23 protein-coding genes are annotated in these 24535 nt (G+C 70.3%); 12 read left to right on the forward strand and 11 right to left on the reverse strand.

From position 1 onward, the window contains the following. Both ABZT49_RS06945 and istB read left to right on the forward strand, forming a co-directional pair. A partial coding sequence (locus tag ABZT49_RS06945) for a hypothetical protein (protein ID WP_355284793.1) occupies nt 1–199 on the forward strand: 199 nt, incomplete at its 5' end. Then, on the forward strand, nt 196–990 hold the full coding sequence (gene istB / locus ABZT49_RS06950; protein WP_355284796.1) for an IS21-like element helper ATPase IstB: 795 nt from the start codon (nt 196–198) through the stop codon (nt 988–990). The genes ABZT49_RS06945 and istB, both read left to right, overlap by 4 nt. A gap of 8 nt (nt 991–998) precedes the next feature. Here the strand turns inward: istB and ABZT49_RS06955 are convergent, their stop codons facing one another. From ABZT49_RS06955 to ABZT49_RS06970, 4 genes are all read right to left on the reverse strand, one after another. Further along, nucleotides 999–1790 carry a transposase gene (locus tag ABZT49_RS06955; protein ID WP_355284799.1) on the reverse strand — a complete coding sequence of 264 codons (792 nt, stop codon included), beginning with the start codon at nt 1788–1790 and terminating at the stop codon, nt 999–1001. A gap of 172 nt (nt 1791–1962) precedes the next feature. Next, the gene (gene tkt / locus ABZT49_RS06960) at nt 1963–4041 is read right to left on the reverse strand and encodes a transketolase (RefSeq protein WP_355284801.1); all 2079 of its coding nucleotides are present in this window, start codon (nt 4039–4041) and stop codon (nt 1963–1965) included. A 40-nt stretch (nt 4042–4081) separates the two neighbouring features. After that, nucleotides 4082–5965 (reverse strand): glycoside hydrolase family 15 protein, encoded by a 1884-nt coding sequence (locus ABZT49_RS06965; protein ID WP_355284804.1) that lies wholly within the window; start codon nt 5963–5965, stop codon nt 4082–4084. Between the two features lie 66 nt (nt 5966–6031). Beyond that, the gene (locus tag ABZT49_RS06970; RefSeq protein WP_355284805.1) at nt 6032–6691 is read right to left on the reverse strand and encodes a hypothetical protein; all 660 of its coding nucleotides are present in this window, start codon (nt 6689–6691) and stop codon (nt 6032–6034) included. Between the two features lie 226 nt (nt 6692–6917). Here ABZT49_RS06970 and ABZT49_RS06975 point away from each other — a divergent pair, with 226 nt between their 5' ends. Both ABZT49_RS06975 and ABZT49_RS06980 read left to right on the forward strand, forming a co-directional pair. After that, nucleotides 6918–7553, forward strand: coding sequence for an ANTAR domain-containing protein (locus ABZT49_RS06975; RefSeq protein WP_355284807.1), 636 nt, complete (start codon nt 6918–6920; stop codon nt 7551–7553). Continuing rightward, nucleotides 7550–8548: a CmpA/NrtA family ABC transporter substrate-binding protein gene (locus tag ABZT49_RS06980; RefSeq protein ID WP_355284810.1), complete on the forward strand. Its 999-nt coding sequence runs from the start codon at nt 7550–7552 to the stop codon at nt 8546–8548. Before ABZT49_RS06975 ends, ABZT49_RS06980 begins: the two co-directional genes overlap by 4 nt. A 25-nt stretch (nt 8549–8573) precedes the next feature. Here the strand turns inward: ABZT49_RS06980 and chrA are convergent, their stop codons facing one another. Next, entirely contained in the window at nt 8574–9959 is a 1386-nt protein-coding gene (chrA, locus tag ABZT49_RS06985; RefSeq protein WP_355284813.1) for a chromate efflux transporter, read from the reverse strand. Between the two features lie 134 nt (nt 9960–10093). Here chrA and ruvB point away from each other — a divergent pair, with 134 nt between their 5' ends. The 8 genes from ruvB to ABZT49_RS07025 all read left to right on the forward strand — a co-directional run bounded on the left by ruvB (nt 10094) and on the right by ABZT49_RS07025 (nt 18641). Continuing rightward, nucleotides 10094–11140, forward strand: coding sequence for a Holliday junction branch migration DNA helicase RuvB (ruvB, locus tag ABZT49_RS06990; RefSeq protein ID WP_093571207.1), 1047 nt, complete (start codon nt 10094–10096; stop codon nt 11138–11140). After that, nucleotides 11133–12080 (forward strand): metallophosphoesterase, encoded by a 948-nt coding sequence (locus tag ABZT49_RS06995; protein WP_355284817.1) that lies wholly within the window; start codon nt 11133–11135, stop codon nt 12078–12080. The genes ruvB and ABZT49_RS06995 overlap by 8 nt, the downstream gene beginning before the upstream one ends. Before the next feature lie 262 nt (nt 12081–12342). Beyond that, nucleotides 12343–12747 carry a tol-pal system-associated acyl-CoA thioesterase gene (gene ybgC, locus ABZT49_RS07000; RefSeq protein WP_355284954.1) on the forward strand — a complete coding sequence of 135 codons (405 nt, stop codon included), beginning with the start codon at nt 12343–12345 and terminating at the stop codon, nt 12745–12747. Between the two features lie 187 nt (nt 12748–12934). Next, nucleotides 12935–13651, forward strand: a complete 717-nt coding sequence (tolQ, locus tag ABZT49_RS07005; RefSeq protein WP_093571205.1) for a protein TolQ — start codon at nt 12935–12937, stop codon at nt 13649–13651. A 31-nt stretch (nt 13652–13682) separates the two neighbouring features. Further along, nucleotides 13683–14129, forward strand: coding sequence for a biopolymer transporter ExbD (locus ABZT49_RS07010; RefSeq protein WP_355284820.1), 447 nt, complete (start codon nt 13683–13685; stop codon nt 14127–14129). Nucleotides 14130–14204: 75 nt separating this feature from the next. Next, nucleotides 14205–15629: a cell envelope integrity protein TolA gene (tolA, locus tag ABZT49_RS07015; protein ID WP_355284957.1), complete on the forward strand. Its 1425-nt coding sequence runs from the start codon at nt 14205–14207 to the stop codon at nt 15627–15629. Nucleotides 15630–15679: 50 nt separating this feature from the next. Continuing rightward, the gene (gene tolB / locus ABZT49_RS07020; RefSeq protein WP_355284822.1) at nt 15680–17020 is read left to right on the forward strand and encodes a Tol-Pal system beta propeller repeat protein TolB; all 1341 of its coding nucleotides are present in this window, start codon (nt 15680–15682) and stop codon (nt 17018–17020) included. A 595-nt stretch (nt 17021–17615) separates the two neighbouring features. After that, complete coding sequence (locus ABZT49_RS07025) at nt 17616–18641, forward strand: Hint domain-containing protein (RefSeq protein ID WP_355284825.1); 1026 nt, start codon at nt 17616–17618, stop codon at nt 18639–18641. 85 nt (nt 18642–18726) lie between these two features. Here the strand turns inward: ABZT49_RS07025 and ABZT49_RS07030 are convergent, their stop codons facing one another. The 6 genes from ABZT49_RS07030 to ABZT49_RS07055 all read right to left on the reverse strand — a co-directional run bounded on the left by ABZT49_RS07030 (nt 18727) and on the right by ABZT49_RS07055 (nt 24419). After that, a complete protein-coding gene (locus ABZT49_RS07030; RefSeq protein WP_355284828.1) occupies nt 18727–20241 on the reverse strand; it encodes a DegQ family serine endoprotease in 1515 nt (504 codons plus the stop codon). A gap of 237 nt (nt 20242–20478) precedes the next feature. Then, complete coding sequence (locus ABZT49_RS07035) at nt 20479–20673, reverse strand: DUF2065 domain-containing protein (protein WP_093571202.1); 195 nt, start codon at nt 20671–20673, stop codon at nt 20479–20481. 203 nt (nt 20674–20876) lie between these two features. Continuing rightward, nucleotides 20877–21797 carry a protease modulator HflC gene (locus tag ABZT49_RS07040; protein ID WP_355284831.1) on the reverse strand — a complete coding sequence of 307 codons (921 nt, stop codon included), beginning with the start codon at nt 21795–21797 and terminating at the stop codon, nt 20877–20879. Next, the gene (gene hflK / locus ABZT49_RS07045) at nt 21794–22906 is read right to left on the reverse strand and encodes an FtsH protease activity modulator HflK (protein WP_355284833.1); all 1113 of its coding nucleotides are present in this window, start codon (nt 22904–22906) and stop codon (nt 21794–21796) included. Before hflK ends, ABZT49_RS07040 begins: the two co-directional genes overlap by 4 nt. A gap of 140 nt (nt 22907–23046) precedes the next feature. Next, a complete protein-coding gene (locus ABZT49_RS07050) occupies nt 23047–23622 on the reverse strand; it encodes a dihydrofolate reductase (RefSeq protein ID WP_407943455.1) in 576 nt (191 codons plus the stop codon). A gap of 2 nt (nt 23623–23624) precedes the next feature. Further along, the gene (locus tag ABZT49_RS07055; RefSeq protein ID WP_355284835.1) at nt 23625–24419 is read right to left on the reverse strand and encodes a thymidylate synthase; all 795 of its coding nucleotides are present in this window, start codon (nt 24417–24419) and stop codon (nt 23625–23627) included. Between the last annotated feature and the right edge of the window lie 116 nt (nt 24420–24535).

A 24535-nucleotide genomic window follows, 5' to 3' on the forward strand; every position in this document is an offset into this window, starting at 1 on the left:
GCGGAACTCCGCCGGGTACGGGGGACGGGTTCTCGGCATGGCAAAAACACCTCACGCAAAAGCGTTCTCGGTGTCCACCGAGCCGGGGCAATCCCAGGCCCCGGCGGTGCCGGCTCCCGCCCACCCGGTGGTCGGGCTGCAGCACCCGCTTGCGCTCTATGACGGGCTCTCGGGCCTGATGACGGGAGAGCCGGCATGAGCGACCTGCAGCATGCCCGCCTCGCCGAACTCTGCGCCGAGTTGCGCCTGCAGGCGGTGCCCGCGGCCTACGGCGCGCTCGCGCAGGCAGCATCCGAGCGCGACACGCCCTATGCGGTCTTCCTGGAGGAGGTGCTGCGGGCCGAGCGCGAGGCCCGGCGCACCCGGGCACGGGAGATGTTCGCTCGGGTTGCGGGGTTCCCGGCGGTGAAGACGATGGAGGGCTACGACTTCGGCTTTGCTACCGGGGCACCGCGGGCGCAGATCCAGGAACTGGCCAGCCTGGCCTTCGTGGAGCGGGCGCAGAACGTGGTGTTCCTCGGCCCCTCGGGGGTCGGCAAGACGCATCTGGCGATTGCGCTCGGCTACCTGGCGACGCAGCGCGGGATGAAGGTGCGCTTCACCAGTGCGGCGGACCTGGTCCTGACGCTGGAGACGGCACAGCGCCAGGGGCGCCTGAAGGAGGCGATGCACCGGGCGGTGAACCTCTACCGCCTGCTGATCGTCAACGAGATCGGCTACCTGCCGTTTGCGCGCGAGCAGGCGAACCTGTTCTTCCAGGTGGCGGCCAAGCGCTACGAGCGGGGCGCGATGATCCTGACCTCGAACCTGTCGTTCGGGGCGTGGGACCAGGCGTTTGCCGGCGACGCGGTGCTGACGGCGGCGATGCTGGACCGGGTGCTGCACCATGCCAGCGTGGTGACGATCACGGGCGAGAGCTACCGGCTGAAGGACAAGCGGCGCGCCGGACTGGTGGCGCGACCCGTGCGGGAAACAGCCGTTCCTGCGTGAGGGGTGGGTCAGGTTACGATCGGCGACAAAGCCAAAGGTGAGTCAGACTTCAATCGGCGTTGACACCAGGGGATCCGGCTCCCCTCCAGGGTGATGCTCTGCTCGCGCAGCTTGCCGGTCTCGCAGGAGCCGAAGTCCTGCCAGTCCCCCTGCGCGCCCAGGCGGGGATGGTTGCCGTGCTGGCGCACCACGAAGTGGCTGCCCGCCGCGACCAGCCCCTCCAGCCGGGGCCGAACACAGAAGTGCCGATCGGCGACCCAGACCTGACCGGGCGCAGCGCCATCCAGGAGGGTCCGGGCCAGCGTCCGCTCGTCGGCATAGGCATCTTCGGCCGCCACCAGGTCGACGGCCAGGCCGGTGTCGGGATCGTAGACCACCAGGGTCAGCCCCGGCAGGGCGGCGCCGCGAAGCGCACGCAGGGGTTTCAGACGCTTGTCGCTGCCGGGCAGATGGTTGCCGTCCAGCACGCGGAGCGCGTAGCCCGGCAGGCTTGGATGGCCGGTGCCCGCGGCCGTCATCACCGGGGCCAGCCGAGCCGCGCTGCCGCGCACGAGGGCGCGCAGCAGCGCGGGCTCGGTGCGGTTGACCTTGTCGTAGAGGACGGGAAGCGAGACGGTCAGGTCTTCGGCTTCACGGGCGGCCGCGTGCAGGGAGGAGCGCAGGCCGAGCGCCACGAGCATCATCTGCCGGACGACGGTGGAGAACAGCAACTCCCGCGTGTACTGCCACTGTCGATGCTGGTCGAACACCTCGTCGACCCAACCAGCCGGCAGCGCGTGCTCCAGGGCCGTGCGCGCCATCAGGCTCGTCGGTGCATATTTCTCGAACCGCTCGATGACCGCAGACCAGAGCGCATCGGATCCTTGCAATGCTTCAGATATTGCAAGGATATATTTACGGTAGTCGTACCTTAAAAGGCATGGGTGTAAAGCCCGCCGGCGACACCCGGCGGGCTCCCACACATCTCTTGCCTCAGCCCTTCTTCTTCGCCAGCTGCGCGCGCGCCGCCTCCAAAACCTTCTCCGGCGTGAAGCCGAACTTGGTCTGCAGGTCCTTGATCGGCGCCGAGGAGCCGAAGGTGTGCATGCCGAGGATCGTGCCGGTGCTGCCGGCATAGCGGTCCCAGCCGATCACCGAGCCCTGCTCGACCGCGACGCGGGCCGTCACCTCGGGCGGCAGCACGCTGTTGCGGTAGGCCTCGTCCTGCTGCTCGAACAGGTCCCAGGACGGCATCGAGACCACCCGGGCCTTCACACCCTCGGCCTTCAGGGTCTCGTAGGCGCCGAGGCAGAGCTGCACCTCGGAGCCGGTGCCGATCAGGATCACGTCCGGCTTCGCCTCCTCTGCGCCGGCGAGCACGTAGGCGCCCTTGGCGGTGCCCGACGCCGGGGCGTATTTCTCCCGGTCGACCGTCGGCAGCGGCTGGCGGCTCAGCGCCAGCACCGCTGGCTGGTGCTTGAGATTCATGATCACCCGGTAGGCCTCCGCCACCTCGTTGGCGTCCGCCGGCCGGAAGGTCACGAGGCCGGGGATCGCGCGGAGCGCCAGCAGGTGCTCCACCGGCTGGTGGGTCGGCCCGTCCTCGCCCACGCCGATCGAGTCGTGCGTGAAGACGTGGAAGACCGGCAGCTCCATCAGGGCGGCGAGCCGGATCGGCGGGCGCATGTAGTCGGAGAAGACCAGGAAGGTCGCCCCGTAGGCGCGCAGGCCGACGAGGCCGAGGCCGTTGACGATCGAGCCCATCGCGTGCTCGCGCACGCCGAAATGGATGTTGCGCCCGCCGGGCGTGAACGGCCCGAGGGTACCGGCCTCCGGGCTCTCGAGCTTGGTCTTGTTCGAGGGCGCGAGGTCGGCCGAGCCGCCGAGGAGCCACGGCACCCGGTTGGCGAGCGCGTTCAGCACCTTGCCCGACGATTCGCGGGTGGCGAGGCCCTTGGCGTCGGCCGGGAAGACCGGGATGTCGGCGTCCCAATCCTCGGGCAGGTTCCCGTCGAGATAGGTGGCGAGATCCTTGGCGAGACCGGCGTCCCCGGCCTTCACCTCCTCGACCAAGGCCAGCCACTCCTCGCGCAAAGCCTTGCCGCGGGCGCCGATGCCTTGGCGGAAGTTGTCGTAGACGCCGTCCGGCACCAGGAACTGGGCATCCTCCGGCCAGCCATAGGCGCGCTTGGCGCCCTTGACCTCGTCGGGGCCGAGCGCGTCCGAGTGGGCCTTCGGCGTGCCCTGCTTCGTCGGCGCGCCGTAGCCGATCACCGAGTTGACGATGATCAGCGTCGGGCGGTCGCCCGATTGCAGGAAGGTCTCGAGGGCGTGGGACACCGCCACCGTGTCGTTGGCGTCGGCGACGCGCAGCACCTGCCAGCCATAGGCCAGGAAGCGGGCGGCGACCTCCTCGCTGAAGGCGAGATCGGTGTGGCCCTCGATGGTGATGGTGTTGTTGTCGTAGATCCAGCACAGGTTCGACAGGCGCAGGTGCCCGGCGATCGAGGCGGCCTCGGACGCCACGCCCTCCATCAGGTCGCCGTCGCTGCAGAGCGCGTAGACGTTGTAGTCGAAGAGCGGCCGGTCGCCGTAGGCCAGGCGCTCGCCGAGGAAGCGGCCGCCCATCGCCATGCCGACGGAGTTCGCCACGCCCTGGCCGAGCGGTCCCGTCGTCACCTCGACGCCAGTGGTGAAGTGGTATTCCGGGTGGCCCGGGGTACGGCTGTCGAGCTGGCGGAACTTCTTGATGTCCTCCAGGCTCACCGCCGGGGCGTTGCCGCCGTCCTTCTCCGCCACCTCAGCGAGGTGGAGCAGGCTGTACAGCAGCATCGAGGCGTGGCCGACCGAGAGCACGAAGCGGTCGCGGTTCGGCCAGTGCGGGTGCGCCGGGTCGTAGCGCAGGTAGTGGTTCCACAGGGTGAAGGCGACCGGGGCGAGCCCGAGGGGGGCGCCGGCATGGCCCGAATTCGCCTTCTGCACCGCGTCGATCGTCAGCGTGCGGATCGTGTCGATGCTGCGCTGGTCAATCTCGCTGGTGCCGGCCTTCGGCTTGGTGTCGGCTGCGCTCATCTTCAGGGCCTCTTGACGTGAAAGGGTCCGCGCCCGCGCCTCACGACGCGGGCCCCTGGGCCGCTTGGGCGGGCATCACGGGTTGCTGGCCCGGATGTCCGGAAGCGTCCGGGTCTCCGCCGCGCTCCTTAGCGGGTCCGATCGTCCGACTGAAGTTCAGAAGCGTGTTGACGAGCGCGACATGGCTGAACGCCTGCGGAAAATTGCCGACCTGGCGCTTGCGCACCGGGTCGTACTCCTCGGCTAGCAGCCCGACATCGTTGCACAGGGCGAGCAGCCGCTCGATCAGGGCGCGGGCCTCGTCGCGGCGGCCGAGCCCGATCAGGTTGTCGGCGTACCAGAAGCTGCACGGCAGGAAGGCGCCCTCGCCGGCGGGCAGGCCGTCGGTCGTCTGGCCGTGGGTGTCGTAGCGCAGGATGAAGCCCTCGTGCATCAGGTCCCGGCCGATCGCCTCGACGGTGCCGACGACCCGCGGGTCGTCCTGGGGCAGGAAGCCCATATGGGCGATCAGCAGCAGGCTCGCATCGAGGTCCTTCGCGCCGTAGAACTGCACGAAGCTGTTGAGCTCGGGGTCGAAGCCCTTCTCGCAGACCTCGCGGTGGATCCGGTCGCGCACGCCCCGCCAGCGCTCGACCGCCGTGACGTCGCCGGCGGTCGGCTCGTCGGCGGCATGCGCGTCGTAGAAGCGGATCGCCCGGTCGAAGGCGACCCAGGCCATCACCTTCGAGTGGACGAAGTGCTTGCGCCCGCCGCGCACCTCCCAGATGCCCTCGTCGGGCTCGGTCCAGACCCGCTCCAGGTGGTCGAGGAGGGCGCGCCCGACCCTGACGCCCGATTCGTCGGCGAGCATGCCGCGCTGGTGGGCCTGGAACAGGGCGTCGAACAATTCGCCGTAGACGTCGAGCTGGAATTGCTGGGCCGCGGCGTTGCCGACCCGCACCGGGCGCGAGCCCTCGTAGCCGGGCAGCCAGTCGAGTTCGATCTCGGGCAGGAGCCGCTCGCCGGCGATGCCGTAGAGGATGTGCGCCTGCTGCGGGCTGCCGGCCACCGCCCGGGTCAGCCAGTCGCGCCAGGCCCGGGCCTCGTCGATGTAGCCCGCATCCATCAGCGCCAGGAGCGTGAAGGTGGAGTCGCGCAGCCAGCAGAACCGGTAGTCCCAGTTGCGCACGCCGCCGATCTCTTCCGGCAGCGAGGTGGTGGGCGCGGCGACGATGCCGCCGGTCGGCCGGTAGATCAGGGCCTTCAGGGTCAGGAGCGAGCGGGTCAGCACCGCGTCCCAGGGCGTGCCGCCGTGGCAGCGCTGGCACCAGGAGCGCCACCAGGCGGTGGTGGAGGCCAGCATCTTGCGCGGTTCGATCGGGGCCGGGTCCTCCTCGTGCGAGAGGCCGTAGCTCAGCACGAAGGACACGCTCTTGCCCGCCTCGACGGTGAACTCGGACACCGTCGACTGGCCGACGCCCTTCAGCGGGGCGCGGGTGCGCAGGACGAGCTTGTTGGGGCCGGCGATGGCCCGCAGGTCGTCGTTCTCGCTGCGCGAGACCCAGGGGATGGCGGAGCCGTAATCGAAGCGCACCACCAGGTCCATGCGCATCGCCACCCGGCCGCGCACGCCCTCGACGAGGCGCACCAGGTGTGTGCCGTCCTCGACCGGCATGTAGTCGATCACCCGCACCGCGCCCTCGGCGGTCTCGTGGGTGGTCTCGAGCACCAGCGTGTTCTCGCGGTAGCACCGGGTGGTCGTCGCCTGCTCGGCGGGCGCGATGCGCCAGTGGCCGTGATCCTCGCGGGTGCCGAGCAGGGCCGCGAAGCACGCCGAGGCGTCGAAGCGCGGCCAGCACAGCCAGTCGACGCTCCCGTCGCGCCCGATCAGCGCGGCGCTGCGCCCGTCGCCGACGAGCGCGTAATCCTCGATGAGCAGCGCCATGGTGCGTCCCGAACAATGCCGTGACGCGGTTAGCTAGAGCGGCCTGCCCTTTGAACCAACCCGGGCTCAGCGCCGGCGGTCGATCAGGTCGATCATCGCCGCGCCCGCATTGGTCACGCCGTCGCCGAGCGCCACCATGGTCTGCGTCACCAGCCGGCCGGTCGGCGCGAAGGGCAGCCAGGGGGTGCGCTCCGGCTCCGCCCCGCCGCTCGCCGTGCGGGTCGCCGGCGCCGGCTTCTCGGCCGTCGGCGTCCGGACCTTGAGGCCGTCGGGCCGGGCCGGCGGGCGCAAATCCGCCAGGGCCGGCACCGCCCGGGGGCGGTGCGCCGTGGCCGCGCGGCGCGGGGCCTTCTCCGGCTTGGCCTCCTGGTCCTTGGCCTCTTGGTACTTGGCCTCCTGGTTCGGCAGCACCGGCACCGCGGCCTCGGCCGGCAGGCCGGCGATCAGCGGGAATTGCTGCTCGAATTCGAGCGGGTAGGGCGCACGCACCCGCCCGTCGGCCTCCGGGACGATGCGGAAGAGGTCGCCGCCCGGCAGCGGCTGCACCACCGCGACGTGGCTCTCCGGCGCCCGCGGCGGCGCCTCGCGCCAATAGAGCGAGCCCGCGGCGAGGCAGACTGCCACGCAGGCGGTGGGCAGGAGCGGCAGGTAGCCCCGCGAGGCGCCGGGCAGGGTGCCGAGCGCGCTCGTCTCCGCCGGCTTGCGCGTCCGCCCGTTCTGCCGCATCCGAACCTCCCGCTCGATCCTGGCGGGAGTGAAGCCTGCGTTTCGGGCCGAAGCGGGGCCGTTTCTTTGCGCTTTCGTGTCGGCGGGCCGATCCGTGCCGTTCGGGGCTGTCGCCCGGACCTCCCCCGGGGTAAGAATCGGTTCTGCCGCTTCTTGTCCGCCAATCCTTGTCCACCCTGAGCCGAGAACCGTCTCGGGCCCGACATTTGCGTGATCCGACGCCGACATGCCCGACCGCGCAAGCCCCCAAGCCCCGCCCGCCCCGGCCCCGTCCACCGGGGAGACCAGCCTCGTCATCGCCGTCGTCGACCCGAGCCGCGCCCGGGCCGCGATCCTGGAGGAGGGCCTGCGCGCCGTCGAGGGCGCGCGGGTGGTGGTGATCCCCGACACCGCCGACCTCCTCGACCGCCTCTCCGCCCTCTCGCCCGACGTGGTGGTGATCCACCTCGAGAGCCCGAGCCGCGACCTCCTGGAGCAGATGTTCGGGGTCTCGCGCCTGGTCGAGCGCCCGGTGGCGATGTTCGTCGACCGCTCCGACGCGCCGATGATGCAGGCGGCGGTGGATGCCGGCATCTCGGCCTACATCGTCGACGGCTTGCGCGCCGAGCGGATCAAACCGATCATCGAGATCGCGATCCTGCGCTTCAACGCCTTCGCGCGGCTGCAGCGCGAGCTCACGGAGGCCAAGAGCGAGCTCGCCGACCGCAAGCTGATCGAGCGCGCCAAGGGCATCCTGATGAGTGCCAAGGGCCTGACCGAGGACGAGGCCTACAAGCAGCTCCGCCGCAAGGCCATGAACGAGAAGCGCAAGATCGTCGACATCGCCCGCGCCATCGTCACCGCCGCGGACCTGCTCGGATGAGACTGCAGCTCGGCTACGTCCCGCTCACCGACGCCGCGGTGCTGGTCGCCGCGGTCGAGCGCGGCTTCACGGCGGAGGAGGGGCTGGAGGTCGACCTCGTCGCCGAGCCGTCCTGGGCCACCTTGCGCGACCGCCTGGCCCTCGGCCTCCTCGACGGCGCCCACATCCTGGCGCCGCTCGCGCTCGCCTGCCATCTCGGCCTCTCCGGGCCGCAGGCCCGCCTGATCGCGCCCGCGGCGCTCGCCCGCGACGGCAACGCCGTGACCCTGTCGCTGCCGCTCTGGCAGGCACTCGATGCCGCTTCCGACGCCGTGCCCGACGTCGCCCGGGCGCTGGCCCGGGTGGCCGAGGCGCGCGCCGGCGAGGGGCGGCCGCTGACGCTCGCCACCGTCCACCCGTTCTCCAGTCACACCTACCAGTGGCGGCGCCTGCTGGCCCTGGGCGGCAGCTCGCTCTCGGCGGTGCGCCTCGTCGTGGTGCCGCCGCCCCGCACCGTCGAGGCGCTGGAGCGCGGCCTGATCGACGGCTTCTGCGTCGGCGCGCCGTGGAGCAGCGTCGCGGTCGAGGCCGGGGTCGGGCGCATCGCGGCGCTCGGGGTCGCCATCGCCCCGGGCTGCCCGGAGAAGGTGCTGGCGCTGCCGGCCGAGATGGAGGACCGGGCCGCACCACTCCTGCGCGCGGTGAGGCGGTCGGCGCGCTGGTGCGGCGAGCCGGGAAACCGCGAGGCGCTGGCCGCGCTCCTCGGGAGCCCGCGCCATCTCGGGCTCGATCCAGGGCTGATCCTGCGCGGGCTGTCCGGATCGCTGCGGCTCGCCCCGGGCGGCCCGGTGGTCGCGGTGGGGGATTACATCGCCCTCGGGGAGGCGGAACTGACCCCCGATCCGGCCGCCCTCGGCTGGCTGTTCGCCGAGATGGCGGCGGCGGGGCAGGTCGAGGCGGGTGCGGGGCCGAACGCCTCGGGGTTGTACCGGGCCGACCTGCTGGCGGCGGCGTGAATGCGCGTCGGACGGGGTCCGGGGTTCAGATCAGCCCCGCCAGCCGCAAGGCCACACCCGCCGCGGCGCAAGCCCCGAGCACCGGGATCATCCCGACCCTGAACCGGAACAAAGCCACGGTCGCCGCCAGCGCCAGGGTGAGCGCGTAGGGGTCGACGCTCGACAGCACCGGCACGTCGAGCCGCACCGGCCCGACCGCCACCGGGCGCAACTCGCGAAACAGCGTGTGGAGGGAAAACCAGACCGCCAGGTTGAGGATCACCCCCACCACCGCCGCGGTGATCGCCGAGAGCGCGCCGGCGAGCGCCCGATGGCCGCGCAGGCGCTCGATGAAGGGCGCGCCGACGAAGATCCACAGGAAGCAGGGCGCGAAGGTGACCCAGGTGGTGAGCAATCCGCCGAGCGTGCCGGCGAGGAGCGGCGGCAGAGCCCCCGGCGCCCGGAAGGCGGCGAGGAAGCCGACGAATTGCGTCACCATGATCAGCGGGCCGGGCGTGGTCTCGGCCATGCCGAGCCCGTCGAGCATCTCGCCCGGCCGCATCCAGCCGTACTGCTCCACCGCCGCCTGCGCCACGTAGGCGAGCGCCGCGTAGGCGCCGCCGAAGGTGACGAGCGCCATCTTCGAGAAGAACACCGCGATGCGGGAAAAGACGTCGTCCGGCCCCAGGGCGAGGAGGAGCGTGGCGACCGGAACGAGCCAGATCGCCGACCAGAGCGCGAGGGTGGCGAGCGTCTCGCCCCAGGTCGCGCGCTCCCGCGGCAGCGCGTCGTCGCTGAACAGGTAGGGGCCGTCCCCCGGCTTCGCGGCGTGCCCGCCCCCGGGCCGGAAGGCCGGATGCCCGGCCCGGCCGCCGAGGAATCCGACGAGGCCCGCCGCCACGACGATGAGCGGGAACGGCACGTCGAGGAAGAAGATGCCGATGAAGGCCGCCGCCGCCAGCCCGGCCATCGCCCGGCCGCGCAGGGCCCGCCGGCCGATCCGCTGCACCGCCTCGAGCACGATCGCCAGCACCGCGGCCTTGAGGCCGAAGAACAGCCCGGCGACCGGGCCGGCCTCGCCGTAGAGGACGTAGATCCAGCTCAAGGCCATGATGGCCAGGAGCCCCGGCAGCACGAACAGCCCGCCGGCCAGAAGGCCGCCCCGGGCCCCGTGCATCAGCCAGCCGACATAGGTGGCGAGCTGCTGCGCCTCCGGCCCGGGCAGGAGGGTGCAGAAGTTGAGCGCGTGCAGGAAGCGGTTCTCGGAGATCCAGCGCCGCTCCTCGACCAGCACCCGGTGCATCACCGCGATTTGCCCGGCCGGCCCGCCGAAGGACAGGGCGGCAACCCGCAGCCAGACCGGCAGGGCCTCGGACAGGGTGACGGGCCGGGGCGGCGCCCGGTCAAGCGTCGCGGGCTCGGGGCTCGTCACGGGTTCAGGCTCTCCTGGGGTGCGCCGCAGCGTAGCGCGATCGGTCGCGTTGTGCGACAGAACGCAGCGATTACATCCGGGGAAGCGGGTGCCGCCGGCCTCGCGCCGTCCGTCGAGAGCCCGTCAGGTCCCGCTTGAGCAAGCCCAAAGCCCTCCTCACCCCCGAGCGCCGCGAGGACGATGCCGACGCGTCGATCCGGCCGCTCAGCCTCGCCGACTTCACCGGCCAGCGCGCCGCCCGCGCCAATCTCCAGGTGTTCATCGACGCGGCGAAGAAGACCGGCCAGGCCCTCGACCACGTGCTGTTCGTCGGTCCCCCCGGCCTCGGCAAGACCACGCTGGCGCAGATCGTCGCCCGCGAGCTCGGGGTGAATTTCCGCTCGACCTCCGGCCCGGTGATCGCCAAGGCCGGGGACCTGGCGGCGCAGCTCACCAACCTCGAAGAGCGCGACGTCCTGTTCATCGATGAGATCCACCGCCTCAACCCGGCGGTAGAGGAGATCCTCTATCCGGCGATGGAGGATTACCAGCTCGACCTGATCATCGGCGAGGGGCCGGCCGCCCGCTCGGTGAAGATCGAGCTGCCGAAATTCACCCTGGTGGCCGCCACCACCCGGGCGGGCCTGCTGACGACGCCGCTGCGCGACCGCTTCGGCATCCCGATCCGGCTCGAATTCTACGACATCGACGAGCTCGAACTCATCGTCAGCCGCGGCGCCCGGGTGCTCGGCATCGGCATGGCGCCGGACGGGGCCAACGAGATCGCCAAGCGCGCGCGCGGCACGCCCCGCATCGCCGGGCGGCTGCTGCGGCGGGTGCGCGACTTCGCCATCGTGGAGGACGCGCCGACCATCACCCGCGCCATCGCCGACCGGGCCCTGCGGCTCCTCGACGTCGATCCCGCCGGGCTCGACACGATGGACCGCAAGTACCTGAACATCATCGCCCACTCGTTCAACGGTGGGCCGGTCGGGGTCGAGACGATCGCGGCAGCTTTGTCCGAGCCGCGCGACGCGATCGAGGAGATCATCGAGCCCTACCTGATCCAGAAGGGCTTCGTGCAGCGCACGCCCCGCGGCCGGGTGCTCACCGCCCACGCCTTCCGCCATCTCGGCCTGCCGGAGCCGAACCGCGACCCCACCGTGCAGTTCGGGCTGTTCCCCGGGGACGAGGATGCGTGAGGAGGGCAGGGGGTACCGCCTGTTCACCCGCCGCCGCGTGCTCCAGGGGGCGGGCGCCGTCGCGCTCTCAGGGCTCAGCACCGGCGCCTACGCCACCGGGATCGAGCCGTTCCGGCAGGTCGTGACCCGTTACGCGATCAAGCCGAACCCCGCCGCGCCCTGGCCGGCGGGACTGACCTTGCGCATCGCCGTCCTCACCGACATCCATGCCTGCGACCCGTGGATGAGCCTGGAGCGCATCGCCGGCATCGTCGCGGCCACCAACGCGCTCGAGGCCGACTTGGTGGTGCTGGTCGGCGATTTCGTGGCCGGCCAGCGCTACGTCACGCGCTACGTGCCGGCTGCCGAGTGGGCACCGGTGCTGGGCCGGCTCACCGCACCGCTCGGCGTATACGCCGTGCTCGGCAACCACGATTGGTGGGAGGACAAGGACGCCCAGAGGCGCGGCCACGGGCCGACCATCGCCGGCACGGCGCTGACGCAGGCCGGCATCCGGGTCCTGTCGAACGAGGCCGTACCGCTCGCGACCCGGGCCGGCCCGGTCTGGCTCGCCGGGCTCGAGGACCAGCTCGCCCTGCTGCCGGCCCGGCGCCGCACCGGCCGCGGGCGGGTCGGCCTGCACGACCTGCCCGCCACCCTGGCGGCGGTGCCCGACGGCGCGCCGATGATCCTGCTCGCGCACGAGCCCGACATCTTCGCCGAGGTGCCGGCCCGGGTGGCCCTGACCCTGTCGGGCCACACCCATGGCGGGCAGGTGCGGCTGTTCGGCTGGTCGCCGGTGGTGCCCTCGCGCTATCCCCGCCGCTTCGTCTACGGCCATGTCCGCGAGGCGAGCGACCTCGTGATCTCCGGCGGGTTGGGGCTCAGCATCGCACCGATCCGCTTCGGCGTGCCGCCGGAGATCGTGGTGGTGGAGCTGGGGGCGGAGGCCGCCGTCTGACAGGCTGTTCGAATGGGCTGACCGGTGGGAAACCCTCCACGTCATCCCGGGGCCGCGCAGCGGAACCCGGGATCCATAACCGCTGAGGTTTCAGAAAGAGGCGGAACGCTGGCCGCCTTGTCCGGCACCGTCAGCGGTTATGGATCCCGGGTTCTCGCCTCCGGCGAGCCCCGGGATGACGTTGAGAGTTTACAGTGTGCGTGCCAGTCGATGAGACTTCGAGCAAGGGGACGATCGCCGCGTGACTGATACAGGGAAGACCATGCCCCCGGACGCCCACGCCCTCCCGGTGCGCGTCTACTACGAGGACACGGATTTCTCCGGCTTCGTCTACCACGCGAGCTACCTGCGCTTCATGGAAAGGGGCCGGACCGAGCTGCTGCGCGGGCTCGCCGGCGACCAGTCCGACCTGCACCGGGAGGCGAACGGGCTCGTCTTCGTGGTGCGGCGCATGACCCTCGACTACCTCAAGCCCGCCCGCATGGACGACGCCCTGACGGTGCTGACCGCGACCCGGGACCTGCGCGGCGCCTCGATGCATCTCGACCAGGAGGTGCGCCGCGGCGACGAGACCCTGGTGCGGGCCGACGTCGTGGTGGCCTGCGTGCGCGAGGGCCGCGCCGTGCGCCTGCCGGAGGCCCTGCGCCGGACGCTCACGCGGCGTTGAGCGATCATGCTCACCATTCCTTAACCCTGGCGGGAGCTTAACTCGCGGCGGGCGAAAGCTCTTTCGTGGAGCGGCGGCCCATACTTTCGACAGATTCGGGCGCGATCGAACCACGATACGAAAAGCCCCGATCCCGGTTGGAGTGCCCGCGGGCCGTTCATCGGCCCGGGACGCGAGGATAAGCCGCATGAATCCCGCCGATGCCGCCCAGGCGATGCCCGTGGCCGAGATCACGATGTTCGGCCTGTTCTGGCAGGCCCACTTCGTCGTCAAGGTGGTGATGCTCGGCCTGCTCGGCTCGTCGATCTGGTGCTGGTCGATCATCATCGACAAGACGCTGCTCTTCCGCCGCACCAAGGCGGAGATGGACGCGTTCGAGGAGGAGTTCTGGTCCGGCCGGCCGCTGGAGGAGCTCTTCCGCGCCTACAACGACAAGCCGGCGACCGGGCTCGCCGCCCTGTTCGTCGCCGCGATGCGCGAGTGGCGCCGCTCCTACGAGGGCTCCGGACGCTCGATCCGCAGCCTCGGCCAGCGCATCGACAAGGTGCTCGACGTGACGATCCAGCGCGAGGTCGAGCGCCTCGAATCGCGCCTCCTGTTCCTCGCCTCGATCGGCTCGGCCGGCCCGTATATCGGCCTGTTCGGCACGGTGTTCGGCATCATGACGGCGTTCACCTCGATCGCCGCCTCGAAGAACACCTCGCTCGCGGTCGTGGCGCCCGGCATCGCCGAGGCGCTGTTCGCCACCGCCATCGGGTTGTTCGCGGCGATCCCCGCGGTGCTCGCCTACAACAAGCTCCAGGCCTCGGTGGCCAAGTCCCAGGGGCGCCTGGAAGGCTTCGCCGACGAGTTCTCGGCGATCCTGTCGCGCCAGATCGACGAGCGCATCGGCCTCGCGGCCTGACCCCGAGCCTGTTTGAGAAGGATTGAGCCAGATGGGCATGGCCTCCGGAGCGGCACAGGGCGGCGGGCGCCGTCGGCGCGGCCGGCGGAGCGGCGGCGCGATCAACGAGATCAACATGACGCCGTTCATCGACGTCGTGCTGGTGCTGCTGATCATCTTCATGGTCGCCGCGCCGATGATGACCGTCGGCGTGCCCCTTGACCTGCCGCAGACCAAGGCCGCCCCGCTCAACCAGGATTCGAAGCCGGTTACCCTCTCGATCCGCCAGACCGGCCAGGTCTTCCTCGGCGAGGACGAGCTCACCGACGACGCGATCGTCGCCAAGATCTCGGCCACCGCCAAGGACGGCTTCGAGGAGCGGGTGTTCGTGCGCGGCGACAAGCGGGTCGATTACGGCCGCGTCGCCCAGGTGATGGCGATCGTGACGAGCGGCGGCTTTAAGAAGGTCGCCCTCGTGACCGAGCCCGACCAACGGTAGAGGGCGGGGTTCGCCGTGGTGTTTCCCTTCGACAGGTCCGAACCCGGCGTCTGGGTCTCGGCCGGCGCGCACGTGATGCTGATCGGGCTGGCGCTCTTCGCCGCCGCCTCGCACGTGCTGCCGCAGGCCGAGGAGGGCGTGCCGGTCGAGGTCATCACCGAGAACCAGTTTTCGGAGCTGACCAAGGGCCAGCGCGACGGCGAGGCCCCGGCCAAGAGCCCGCGCGCTGACCGGGTCGCCGACAAGCAGCAGGAGAACGACCCCGGCGAGGCCAAGTCCGACGTCCCGACGCCGCCGACGCGCCCGCCCGAGATGAAGGTTGCCAACGCCGAGGAGATGCCGGTGCCGCCTTTGCGCCCGGCCCTCGAGCAGCCCGAGCCCGCCCCGCTCCCGCCCGCGCGCCCCGACACCGCCAAGGCCGATGCCGAGAAGGCCGCTGCGGCGGCAGCCGCCGCGAAGGCCAAGGCGGAGGCCGAGGCGCGCGCCGAAGCCAAGGCCGAGGCGGAGCGCGAGGCCAAGGAGGCAGCCAAGGAAGCCGCGCGCGAGGCGGCCAAGGAAGCCGCCAAGGAGGCTGCGAAGGCTGCCGCTAAGGCAGCCGCGGCCGCCGCGGCCAAGGAAGCCGCCAAGGCGGCCGAGAAGGCCGAGGCCGAGGCGATCCGGCGCGAGGAACTGGCCGAGGCCAAGGCTGCGGCCGAGAAGGCGGCTGCCGAGAAGGCCGCTGCGAAGGCGAAGGCCGAGGCCAAGGCGGAAGCGGAGGCCAAGGCTCAGGCAGAGAAAGCTCAGGCCGAAGCCAAGGCGCGCGCGGAGGCAAAAGCCCAAGCCGAGGCCAAGGCCCGGGCCGAAGCGAAGGCACGCGCCGAGGCGAAGGCCGAGGCGGAAGCCAAGGCAGAGGCCGAAGCCGAGGCGAAAGCGCAGGCCAAGGCGGCAGCCGAAGCCAAGGCCCACGCCGCCGCGGAAGCGAAGGCGAAGGCCGAGGCTGCCGCCAAGGCCAAGGCCGTGGCAGATGCGAAGGCCAAGGCCGCCGCCGAGGCCAAGGCGCGGCACCAGGCCGAGCTTGCCGCCAAGTTCAATTCGGGCGCGATCCGCGACGCGCTGGCGGCGCACGGACCGTCGCATTCCACCGGCGCCACTGGCCGCGAGGTGCAGCGCACGGCGGCGCTCGGCGCCGCCACCGGCACGTCGCAGCGCCTCAACCCGAGCCAGCGCGACGCCCTGGTCGGCCTGCTGCAGCAGCAGATCGAGCGCTGCTACTCCGCGCCCCCCGGCGCTGCGCAAGGCATTGTGCTGCCGCAGCTCGACATCCGCCTGAACCCCGACGGATCCCTCACCACCGATCCGCGCATCCTGCGCGCCGGCGGCAGCGCGGTCGACCGCTCGATCGCCGAAGCCGCGGTGCGGGCGGTGCGGCGCTGCGCGCCCTTCCGCATCCCGTCCCAGTACGCCCCGTTCTACAACGACTGGCGGGTCATCAACGCGGAGTTCGAGCTGCCGCGGGCTTGACGATGTCCCGCTCCGGCCGCCTGTTTCACCCAAGACGGACGTCTTCTCCCATGCACTCCCCCTCGCGATTGCGTCACGCGCTCGCCGCGCTCCTGTGGCTGTGCCTCGCCGCCGGCCTCGTTTCGGGCTTCCCCACCCCGGCGCAGGCGCAGCTCAACCTGCGCATCGGCTCCGGCGGCGCCTTCCAGCCGATGCCGATCGCCGTGGCCGACTTCTCCGGCGATCCGGGCCTCGGCCCGACCCTGTCGGGCATCGTGACCAACAACCTGAAGCGCTCGGGCTACTTCACCCCGGTCGAGAAGGCGCGCTTCCCCGAGAACCCGAACTTCGATGCCGCCCCGAACTTTTCCGCCTGGAAGGACACCGGCGTGCAGGGCCTGGTCACCGGTCGGGTCACCCGCGACGGGTCGGGCCGGCTGAAAGCCGAGTTCCGGCTCTGGGACGTCCTGTCGGGCCAGCAGATGATCGGCCAGCAATATGCGGGCGACGGCGCCAATGCGCGGCGGATGGGCCACCTGATCTCGGACGCGGTCTACACCAAGATCACCGGCATCGGCGGCTTCTTCGACACCCGCGTCGCCTTCGTCGACGAATCGGGCTCGAAGGAGCACCGCCGCAAGCGCCTCGCGATCATGGACCAGGACGGCGCCAACGTGCGCTACCTGACGAGCGGCGAGGCCTCCGTGGTCGCGCCGCGCTACTCGCCCTCGACCCAGGACATCACCTACATGTCGCAGGTCACCGGCCAGCAGCCGCGGGTGCAGGTGATCAACCTGTCCACCGGCTCCCGCCAGGTGATCCCGACCAATGCCGAGATGAGCACCAGCCCGCGCTTCTCGCCGGACGGGCGCCGCCTGGTGATGAGCGACCAGGACGGCGGCAATGCCAGCATCTACGTGATGGACCTCGCCTCCAAGGCGCAGACCCGGATCACCAACGCCAACGCCATCGACACCTCGCCGTCCTTCTCGCCGGACGGGCGCGAGATCGTGTTCGAATCCGACCGCGGCGGCCAGCAGCAGGTCTACATCATGGGTGCCGACGGCTCGAACCCGCGCCGCCTGACCTTCGGCGACGGCTCGGCCTCGCAGCCGGCCTGGTCGCCCAGGGGCGACTACATCGCCTTCACCCGCCAGCGGAAGGGCTCGTTCGCGATCTGCATCATGAAGCCCGACGGCAGCGGCGAGCGTGTGCTCACCGAGGGCTTCCACAACGAGGGCCCGACCTGGGCGCCGAACGGCCAGTACGTGATGTTCTTCCGCGACCCCGGCGGCCAGGCCGGCGGCAAGCTCTACATGGTCGACATCACCGGCAAGGTCGAGCAGCCGGTCCCGACCCCGTCCTATGCGTCCGACCCGACCTGGTCGCCGTTGATCGACGCGCAGAAATAGCTGAGATCAGCTTCACAATCCGGTGTCGTCGAAGTTTCAAAATCAGTTGCATTCCGTCGATCTCGGAGCCATCCGAGATCGACGGGCCGGCTGATCGGAAGCGGCTTCCGGTCCCGAGCCGAAAGTCCGGCCCGAGTTCGGGAACGGAGTCGATCGACGCTCGGTCGGAGCCTCGAACCACACGGCCCGATCAGAGAGCCTTAGGATTCTTCGACCGTCACCGGCCGGGACACAGGCTTCAACGCCTTCCGGAGCGCCAGCCCTGGGGCAGCCATCATCCGCGCGGGATTTCCGCCGGAACGGACCGACCGCGAAATTGCCGGTTGCAGCTTGCTGTGCGCGACTTTAAAACGCTCAAATCCCTCCAATTTACTCGTCTACGGCCGGAGATCAAGCTGGCCTGCGCAGTGCGCCGCTTCCTTGGTCAATTCCCAAAGCAAAGTCTCAAGATCGCCATTCGATTGTCTGAGTAATATACAATAGTATATTATTGCTGTGAATTTCCTTTGATGTGGCCCATCGGTTTTTTTGCAAATTTATCACTGGAAATACCGTCACCATGGCATAAAATAACTCTACCGCACGGAGAAATTTGATGACCAGCATCAACGTTGGCTTCACTTTTAAAAACCAAGACGCGACGATATTCGCACAGGGGAACCTACAGCTGGACGATCAAACCGGCATCGTGAGCGGCATTGACGGAACGGTTGGCGGCAACCCCATAAAAGGACTTTCGACCTACAGGGACCCAGACAACACTCTTTTTAAAGAGCCGTATTTCGGAAGAGGGCTCGTTACCGCCAATCACTGGAGTGCCACCGCGAAAGGCCTGTCTTTCACCGATGGAGTCACGCAGTATAATCTCAGCGGAAGCATGCCTTTTGTCGGGAGGCCTGGTCAGCTCGGTGATACGCTCTACGTCAGCGACGGAACCACCCGCACCGTCGATTTCTACAGCGATCTCATAAGCGTGACCCAGCCCGTGTGTTTCGGTGGCGGTACGAGGATCCGGACCGCTCGTGGCGAGGTCGCGGTCGAAGAACTGCGCACCGGGGATCTGGTTGTCACCGCCTCTGGCGCTCTCCGGCCGATCACCTGGATCGGACACCGCCGCCTCACCGCGGGCGCTCGGCCGCTGCCTGGTCATCAGCAACCGATCCATGTCCGCGCCGGTGCCTTCGGAGCCGGTCTTCCCGCCCACGAGCTCCGCCTCTCGCCGGGCCATCCCGTCCTCGTCGGTGCCGACGCGGGGAGCGAGGGCGGTGTGCTGGTGCCGATCATGTGCCTGATCAACGGGACCAGCATCGCGCGCGAGCCGGTGGCCTCGGTCACCTACTGGCACGTCGAACTCGACGCTCACGACATCCTGCTCGCCGAGGGCCTGCCCGCCGAAAGCTACCTCGACTGGGGCGACCGGCCGTTCTTCGAGGACGCCTCCGATCACGCCTTGCACAATCCCGATTTCGTCGTGCCGGGTCTCGCCGCCCGCTGCCGGCCGGTGGCGGTGGACGGGCCGGTGGTCGAGACTGAGCGGACGCGCCTGGCGGCCTTGTTCGAAGCCGAGCTGACTGCGCATTGCGCCTGGGACACGAACGGCCTCGGCGCGCGGATGCTGTAAAACAGAACGGCCCCCGGCAGCGTGCGACCGGGAGCCGTGTCGATGGAGCGCGTGCGTGGCGACGGACAAACCCGCCGCCCCGTCGTTACTCCAGGCTCAGCGCCACGAACCGCACCTCACCCTCCTTGTTGGAGACGAGGAGCAACGCCGACTTGCGGCCGTCCTTCTTGATCTGGTCGATGCGGCGGGTGACGTCGGCGGGGGAATTCACCGCCTCCTGGCCGACCTCGACGATGACGTCGCCGGGCTGGATGCGCTTGTCGGCGGCGTTGGAATTCGGGTCGACCCGGGTGACCAGCACGCCCTTGACGCTGTCCTTCACCCCGAAGCGCTTGCGCGCCTCGTCGGAGAGGCCCGTGAGGTTCAGGCCGAGCGCCTGGCGGGTGACGTCGGCCTCCGGCTGCGGCCGGTTGAGGTTCGCCTGCTGCTGCGGCTTGTCGCTGTCCTCCAGGCGGCCGAGAGTCACCTGCTTGGTCTGCTCCTGGCCCTTGCGGACCGTGGTCACGTCGACGACCTTGCCGACCGGGGTCGAGGCGACGATGCGGGGCAGGTCGCTCGAGCTCTTGACGTCGACGCCGTTGAACTTGGTGATCACGTCGCCGACCTCGAGGCCGGCGGTCTTGGCCGGGCCCTTCTCGTCGACGCCGGCGATCAGCGCGCCGCGGCCGCCGCCCTTGAGGCCGAGCGCTTCCGCGGTGGTGTCGTCGACGTTCTGGATCCGCACGCCGAGCCAGCCGCGGCGGACCTCGCCGAACTGGCGCAGCTGGTCGATCACCGGGCCGGCGGTGGCGGTGGGCACCGCGAAACCGATGCCGACCGAGCCTCCGGTCGGCGACAGGATCGCGGTGTTGATGCCGATCACCTCGCCGTTCATGTTGAACAGCGGACCGCCCGAATTGCCCTTGTTGATGGCCGCGTCGGTCTGGATGTAGTTGTCGTAGGGACCGGACTCGATGTTGCGGCCACGGGCCGAGACGATGCCGGCCGAGACCGAGCCGCCGAGGCCGAACGGGTTGCCGATCGCGATCACCCAGTCGCCCGGCCGCATCTTTTCGGAGTCGCCGAGCGGCACCGACTTCAGCGGCCGGTCGGGATCGGGCTTCACCCGCAGCACCGCGAGATCAATCTTCGAGTCCTTACCGATGATCTCGGCCTTCAGCTTGCGGCCGTCATGCAGGATCACCTGGATGTCGTTCGCGTCGCCGATGACGTGGTTGTTGGTGACCACGATGCCCGACGAATCGATGATGAAACCGGAGCCGAGCGAGTTCGAGCGGCGCGGCGCCCGCGGCTGGCTCTCGCCCCCACCCTGGCCGCCCTGGCCGCGGCGGTTGAAGAATTCCTCGAACAGGTCTTCGAAGGGGGTGCCCTGCGGCAGCTGGGGCAGGGTGCGGCTGCGCGTCTCGACGGTGGTCGAGGCCGAGATGTTCACCACCGCGTCGGTCACCTGGTCGGCGAGATCGGCCAGCGATTCGGGTCCCTTGGCCAGGGCGACGCCCGGCAGCGACGCCGTGCCGACCGACAGGGCCAGGAGGGCCCCCGCGAGGGCGGGCAGGCGCCGTCTCGCGAAGGCGGGGTTACGGCGCGAGGAAGCGGCCATTAGGGAACCTCGTTGGGCAGGATCGTCGTCATCACGGTTCGGCCCGGCGCGGGAGCGGGGAAGCATCGTGTCGCCGCCATCCGACTCGCCCGGGCAACCCCCGGCGACCGGGCCGGGAGCGTCCCTTAAGATCGTCTCCCGGCCGGTCGGTTCAAGTCCCGGCTTCATCGTCCGAAGCGCAGGTCCGGTGGCACGGTCCGGGTGGTCCATGCGCGAGGGCGGTGGCGAGACCCGCCTTCAGCCGAGGAGCAGGCGCACCACGCCGACCACGACGACGCCGGCGGCGGCCGAGAGCAGGCCGACGAGGCGCATCCGCTCCATCGGGGTCTGCGAGGCCTCCTGCATCGCCCGGCGCATCGCCGCCGGGAAGGCGGCGCAGAGCAGGCCCTCGATGGCGAGCGCGAGGCCGAGGGCGGCGACGAGATCCTTCACGGCCGGATCTCCCTCACGGCCGAAAACCGCGCGGACGCCCGCAAGCGGTCCCCGTTTCCCGTGGCCCTGTTCCCTCCTGCGGTCGCATTGTCTCATTCTCCGCCGCCCGGCCGGCCGCGAGGCCCGCCGTCACAACAATGCGCCCCGCCGGGGCGGGGCGCTCAGGTATCGTCAGGTGTCGGTCCGCAGCGGAGACCGCCGGCCTACTGGCCGGCCGCCGGGGCCGTGGCGGGGCGTGCCCGCCCTTGCGGATCGTTGAAGTAGCGGAAGAACTCCGAGCCGGGGCTGATCACCAGCCGGGTCTCGGGTCCGCTCAGGCCCTTCTCGTAGGCCTGCATCGACCGGTAGAAGGCGAAGAAGTCCGGATCCTGCCCGAAGGCGTCGGCGAGGATGCGGTTGCGATCCGCTTCGCCCTGGCCGCGGAGCTGGTCGGCCTTCTGGTTCGCCTCGGCGATGAGCACCGTCACGTCGCGGTCGGCCCGCGCCTTGATGGTGGCCGCCACCTGGGCGCCATTGGCGCGCAGGTCCGCCGCCTCGCGCTCGCGCTCGGTGCGCATCCGCTGGTAGACGGCCTGCGAGTTCGCCGCCGGCAGGTCGACGCGGGTCAGGCGCAGGTCGATAATCTCGATGCCGAGATTCTTCGCCTGCCGGTTCACCTCTTCCTGGATGCGGTTCATCAGGGCCTCGCGCTGGGTGCGCACGATGGCGTCCCGCGAGGCGCTGGCGAGCACGTTGCGCATCGCCGCGTTGGTGAAGCTGCCCAGGCGCTGGTTGGCGACCTGGATGTTGTTCACCGACTGGTAGAAGCGCAGCGGATCGCTGATCTTGTAGCGGGCGAAGGCGTCGACCTCAAGGTTCTGCCGGTCGGCTGAGAGCACGGTCTGCACCGGCAGGTCGAGGTCGAGCAGCCGCTTCTCGAACAGCGTGATGCTCTCGAAGAACGGCAGCTTGAAGTACAGGCCCGGCTTGTCGGTGCCGGCCTGGTTCAGCACGGTGCGCACCCGGCCGAATTGCAGCACCAGCGCCTGCTGTGTCTGGCTCACGGTGAAGGCCGAGGCGTAGATCAGCACCAGGACGAGGACGCCGAGGACCACGAGGCCGGTGCGAAGGACGTTGCCGTTCATCGCGCGCTCCCCTGGGCCGGACGGGCGGCATTGGCGAAGTCCTGCAGCGGCAGGACCGGCAGCACCCCGGCCGCCGTCGCGCCGGCGCCAGCGCCAGCCGCGCCGCCCTGGTCGATGATCACCTTGTTCACGCCGCCCAGAACCTTCTCCATCGTGTCGAGGAACATCCGCTCGCGGGAGACCGCGGGTGCGAGCTTGTAGGACTCATAGACCTCGCGGAAGCGCGCGGCCTGGCCGGTCGCCTCGGCGGTGGCCTGGGATTTGAACGCCTCGGCCTGCTGCAGCACCTGCGAGGAGCGCCCGCGGGCCTCCGGCACGACGCGGCTGGCATAGGTTTCGGCCTCGTTGCGGGCGCGGGCCGCGTCCTGCTGGGCCGCATTCACGTCGACGAAGGCCTGGCGCACCTCGGAGGGCGGGCTGACGCCCTGGAGCTGGACCACGTTGATCAGCACGCCGGCGCCGTAGGAATCGAGCGCCTTCTGGATGATCTGCTGCACCTCCTGCGCCACGCTCGACTGCTCGGTGGTCAGAATCGCCTGGATCTGGCGCCGGCCGACCACTTCGCGCATCGCGCTCTCGGCCACCGACTTGATGGTGCCCTCGGGGTTCTGGAGGTTGAACACGAAATCCTCGGCCTTGGCTGGGTTCACCCGCCACTGCACGTCGAAGTCGATGTCGACGATGTTGTCGTCGCCGGTGAGCATCAGGCTCTCCTCGGGCACGTCCCGGGAGCGCTGGGCGCCGGCGCCCGAGCGGTAGCCGACCTGGATGCTGCGCGACTCGCCGACATTCGGCTTCACCACCGCGCCGACCGGATAGGGGAAGTTGTAGCGCAGGCCCTCGCCGGACTGGCCGGTGTAGCGGCCGAACACCGTGTTGATACCGACCTGGCTCGGCAGCACCGTGTACCAGCCGGTCATCAGCCACAGCACCAGCACGACCAGCACCGCCAGGATCGCGCCCTTGGTGCCGACCGAGCCGCCGCCGGGAATCAGGGTCTTCAGCCGGTCCTGGCTGCGGCGCAGCAGGTCCTCGAGGTCCGGCGGCTGGTTGCCGCCGCCCGAGCCGCCGCCGCCGCCACTGCCGCCGCTCTGATTGCTCCAAGGCATGCTCGCCCACGTCCTTTCCCGGCCGGCACGCCCCGCGCTGTCTCTCGCGTCCCGCGCGGCACTCGCACTGCTCTGGTCTTGCTCCCCTGCGATATCGGCCGAGCCCCACGCGAAAGCAACCACCGGCGCCGGCCGAATTCTCAAGGTTTCTGCGATGGCCCGGGAGTTCCATCGCCGCACCCGGAATCCTGAGATGGTTTCCCGCTCTCGGACGTATCGTGCCCCGGCTGACGCACCAGCGTCACGAACCGGAAGCCGTGCTCGTCCTCGGGACCCGCCGGATGCGCCTCCGCAGTGACCTCGCCAAACGACGCGGGAAGCGCGGGAAAGCGCGCATCGCCCTCGGGCGCGGCGTCGACCTCGGTGAGGTGGATCCGGTCGGCATGCGGCAGGGCCAGCGCGTAGATCTCGGCCCCGCCGGCCACCATCACCTCCTCCACCGAGCCCGCCAGCCGCAGGGCCTCGTCCCATCCGGCCGCCGCTTCAGTGCCGGGCGCCTCCCAGGCGGGGTCGCGGGTCAGCACGATCACCCGGCGTCCCGGCAGCGGCCGGCCGATCGAGTCCCAGGTCTTGCGCCCCATCACCACCGGCTTGCCCATGGTGAGGGCGCGGAAGCGCCGCAGGTCGCTGCGCAGGCGCCAGATCAGTGCATTGTCGCGACCGATGACGCCGTTCTTCGCCACGGCGACGATGAGGGTGATGCGGGGAGGGGGCATTCTCAGACCGCCACCGGCGCCCGGATCGCCGGGTGCGGGTCGTAGCCCTCGATGCCGATGTCGTCGTAGCGGAAATCGAACAGCGAGCGCACCGACGGGTCGAGATGCAGGCGGGGCAGCGGGCGAATCGCGCGGGAGAGCTGCTCGCGCGCCTGGGTGATGTGGTTGGAATAGAGATGCGCGTCGCCGAGCGTGTGGACGAAGTCGCCCGGCGTCAGGTCGAGCACCTGCGCCATCATGTGGGTGAGGAGCGCGTAGGAGGCGATGTTGAACGGCACGCCGAGGAAGGCGTCGGCCGAGCGCTGGTAGAGCTGGAGCGACAGCCGCCCATCCGCGACGTAGAACTGGAACAGGCAGTGGCAGGGCGCGAGCGCCATGCGGTCGAGGTCGGCCGGGTTCCAGGCCGAGACGACGAGGCGGCGCGAATCCGGGTTGCGGCGGATCTCGTCGAGCACCCAGGCGATCTGGTCGACGCTGCCGCCGTCGGGCTTGGCCCAGGATCGCCACTGCCGACCGTAGACCGGGCCGAGGTCGCCGTGCTCGTCGGCCCACTCGTCCCAGATCGTCACGCCGTTCGATTGCAGGTAGGCGACGTTGGTGTCGCCGGCGAGGAACCACAGGAGCTCGTGGATGATCGACTTCAGGTGCAGCCGCTTCGTCGTCACGAGCGGGAAGCCTTCCGCGAGATCGAAGCGCATCTGGTGGCCGAACACCGATAAGGTGCCGGTGCCGGTGCGGTCGTGCTTCTCGACGCCGTCGTCGAGGATGCGCTGGAGGAGGGCGTGGTAGGGGCGCATGGCGGACATCCTCCGCGTGAAAACGACCCGGGGCACCGTTCGGCGCCCGGCGGGCTTCCAAAGACTCTGAGCGGGGAGGCGGTGTCCCGCTCCGGCCGCGTAGCCCGGCAGGATAA

Source organism: Methylobacterium sp. EM32 (assembly GCF_040593685.1).
In the GTDB taxonomy this organism is placed as follows: Bacteria; Pseudomonadota; Alphaproteobacteria; order Rhizobiales; family Beijerinckiaceae; genus Methylobacterium.

Excerpts from the sequence above, each read along its gene's own strand:
- istB (WP_355284796.1), top strand. The coding sequence starts at position 196 with ATGAGCGACCTGCAGCATGCCCGCCTCGCCGAACTCTGCGCCGAGTTG.
- ABZT49_RS06955 (WP_355284799.1), bottom strand. The coding sequence starts at position 1,790 with ATGGCGCGCACGGCCCTGGAGCACGCGCTGCCGGCTGGTTGGGTCGAC.
- tkt (WP_355284801.1), bottom strand. The coding sequence starts at position 4,041 with ATGAGCGCAGCCGACACCAAGCCGAAGGCCGGCACCAGCGAGATTGAC.
- ABZT49_RS06965 (WP_355284804.1), bottom strand. The coding sequence starts at position 5,965 with ATGGCGCTGCTCATCGAGGATTACGCGCTCGTCGGCGACGGGCGCAGC.
- ABZT49_RS06970 (WP_355284805.1), bottom strand. The coding sequence starts at position 6,691 with ATGCGGCAGAACGGGCGGACGCGCAAGCCGGCGGAGACGAGCGCGCTC.
- ABZT49_RS06975 (WP_355284807.1), top strand. The coding sequence starts at position 6,918 with ATGCCCGACCGCGCAAGCCCCCAAGCCCCGCCCGCCCCGGCCCCGTCC.
- ABZT49_RS06980 (WP_355284810.1), top strand. The coding sequence starts at position 7,550 with ATGAGACTGCAGCTCGGCTACGTCCCGCTCACCGACGCCGCGGTGCTG.
- ABZT49_RS06995 (WP_355284817.1), top strand. The coding sequence starts at position 11,133 with ATGCGTGAGGAGGGCAGGGGGTACCGCCTGTTCACCCGCCGCCGCGTG.
- ybgC (WP_355284954.1), top strand. The coding sequence starts at position 12,343 with ATGCCCCCGGACGCCCACGCCCTCCCGGTGCGCGTCTACTACGAGGAC.
- tolQ (WP_093571205.1), top strand. The coding sequence starts at position 12,935 with ATGAATCCCGCCGATGCCGCCCAGGCGATGCCCGTGGCCGAGATCACG.
- ABZT49_RS07010 (WP_355284820.1), top strand. The coding sequence starts at position 13,683 with ATGGGCATGGCCTCCGGAGCGGCACAGGGCGGCGGGCGCCGTCGGCGC.
- tolA (WP_355284957.1), top strand. The coding sequence starts at position 14,205 with ATGCTGATCGGGCTGGCGCTCTTCGCCGCCGCCTCGCACGTGCTGCCG.
- tolB (WP_355284822.1), top strand. The coding sequence starts at position 15,680 with ATGCACTCCCCCTCGCGATTGCGTCACGCGCTCGCCGCGCTCCTGTGG.
- ABZT49_RS07025 (WP_355284825.1), top strand. The coding sequence starts at position 17,616 with ATGACCAGCATCAACGTTGGCTTCACTTTTAAAAACCAAGACGCGACG.
- ABZT49_RS07030 (WP_355284828.1), bottom strand. The coding sequence starts at position 20,241 with ATGGCCGCTTCCTCGCGCCGTAACCCCGCCTTCGCGAGACGGCGCCTG.
- ABZT49_RS07040 (WP_355284831.1), bottom strand. The coding sequence starts at position 21,797 with ATGAACGGCAACGTCCTTCGCACCGGCCTCGTGGTCCTCGGCGTCCTC.
- hflK (WP_355284833.1), bottom strand. The coding sequence starts at position 22,906 with ATGCCTTGGAGCAATCAGAGCGGCGGCAGTGGCGGCGGCGGCGGCTCG.
- ABZT49_RS07050 (WP_407943455.1), bottom strand. The coding sequence starts at position 23,622 with ATGCCCCCTCCCCGCATCACCCTCATCGTCGCCGTGGCGAAGAACGGC.
- ABZT49_RS07055 (WP_355284835.1), bottom strand. The coding sequence starts at position 24,419 with ATGCGCCCCTACCACGCCCTCCTCCAGCGCATCCTCGACGACGGCGTC.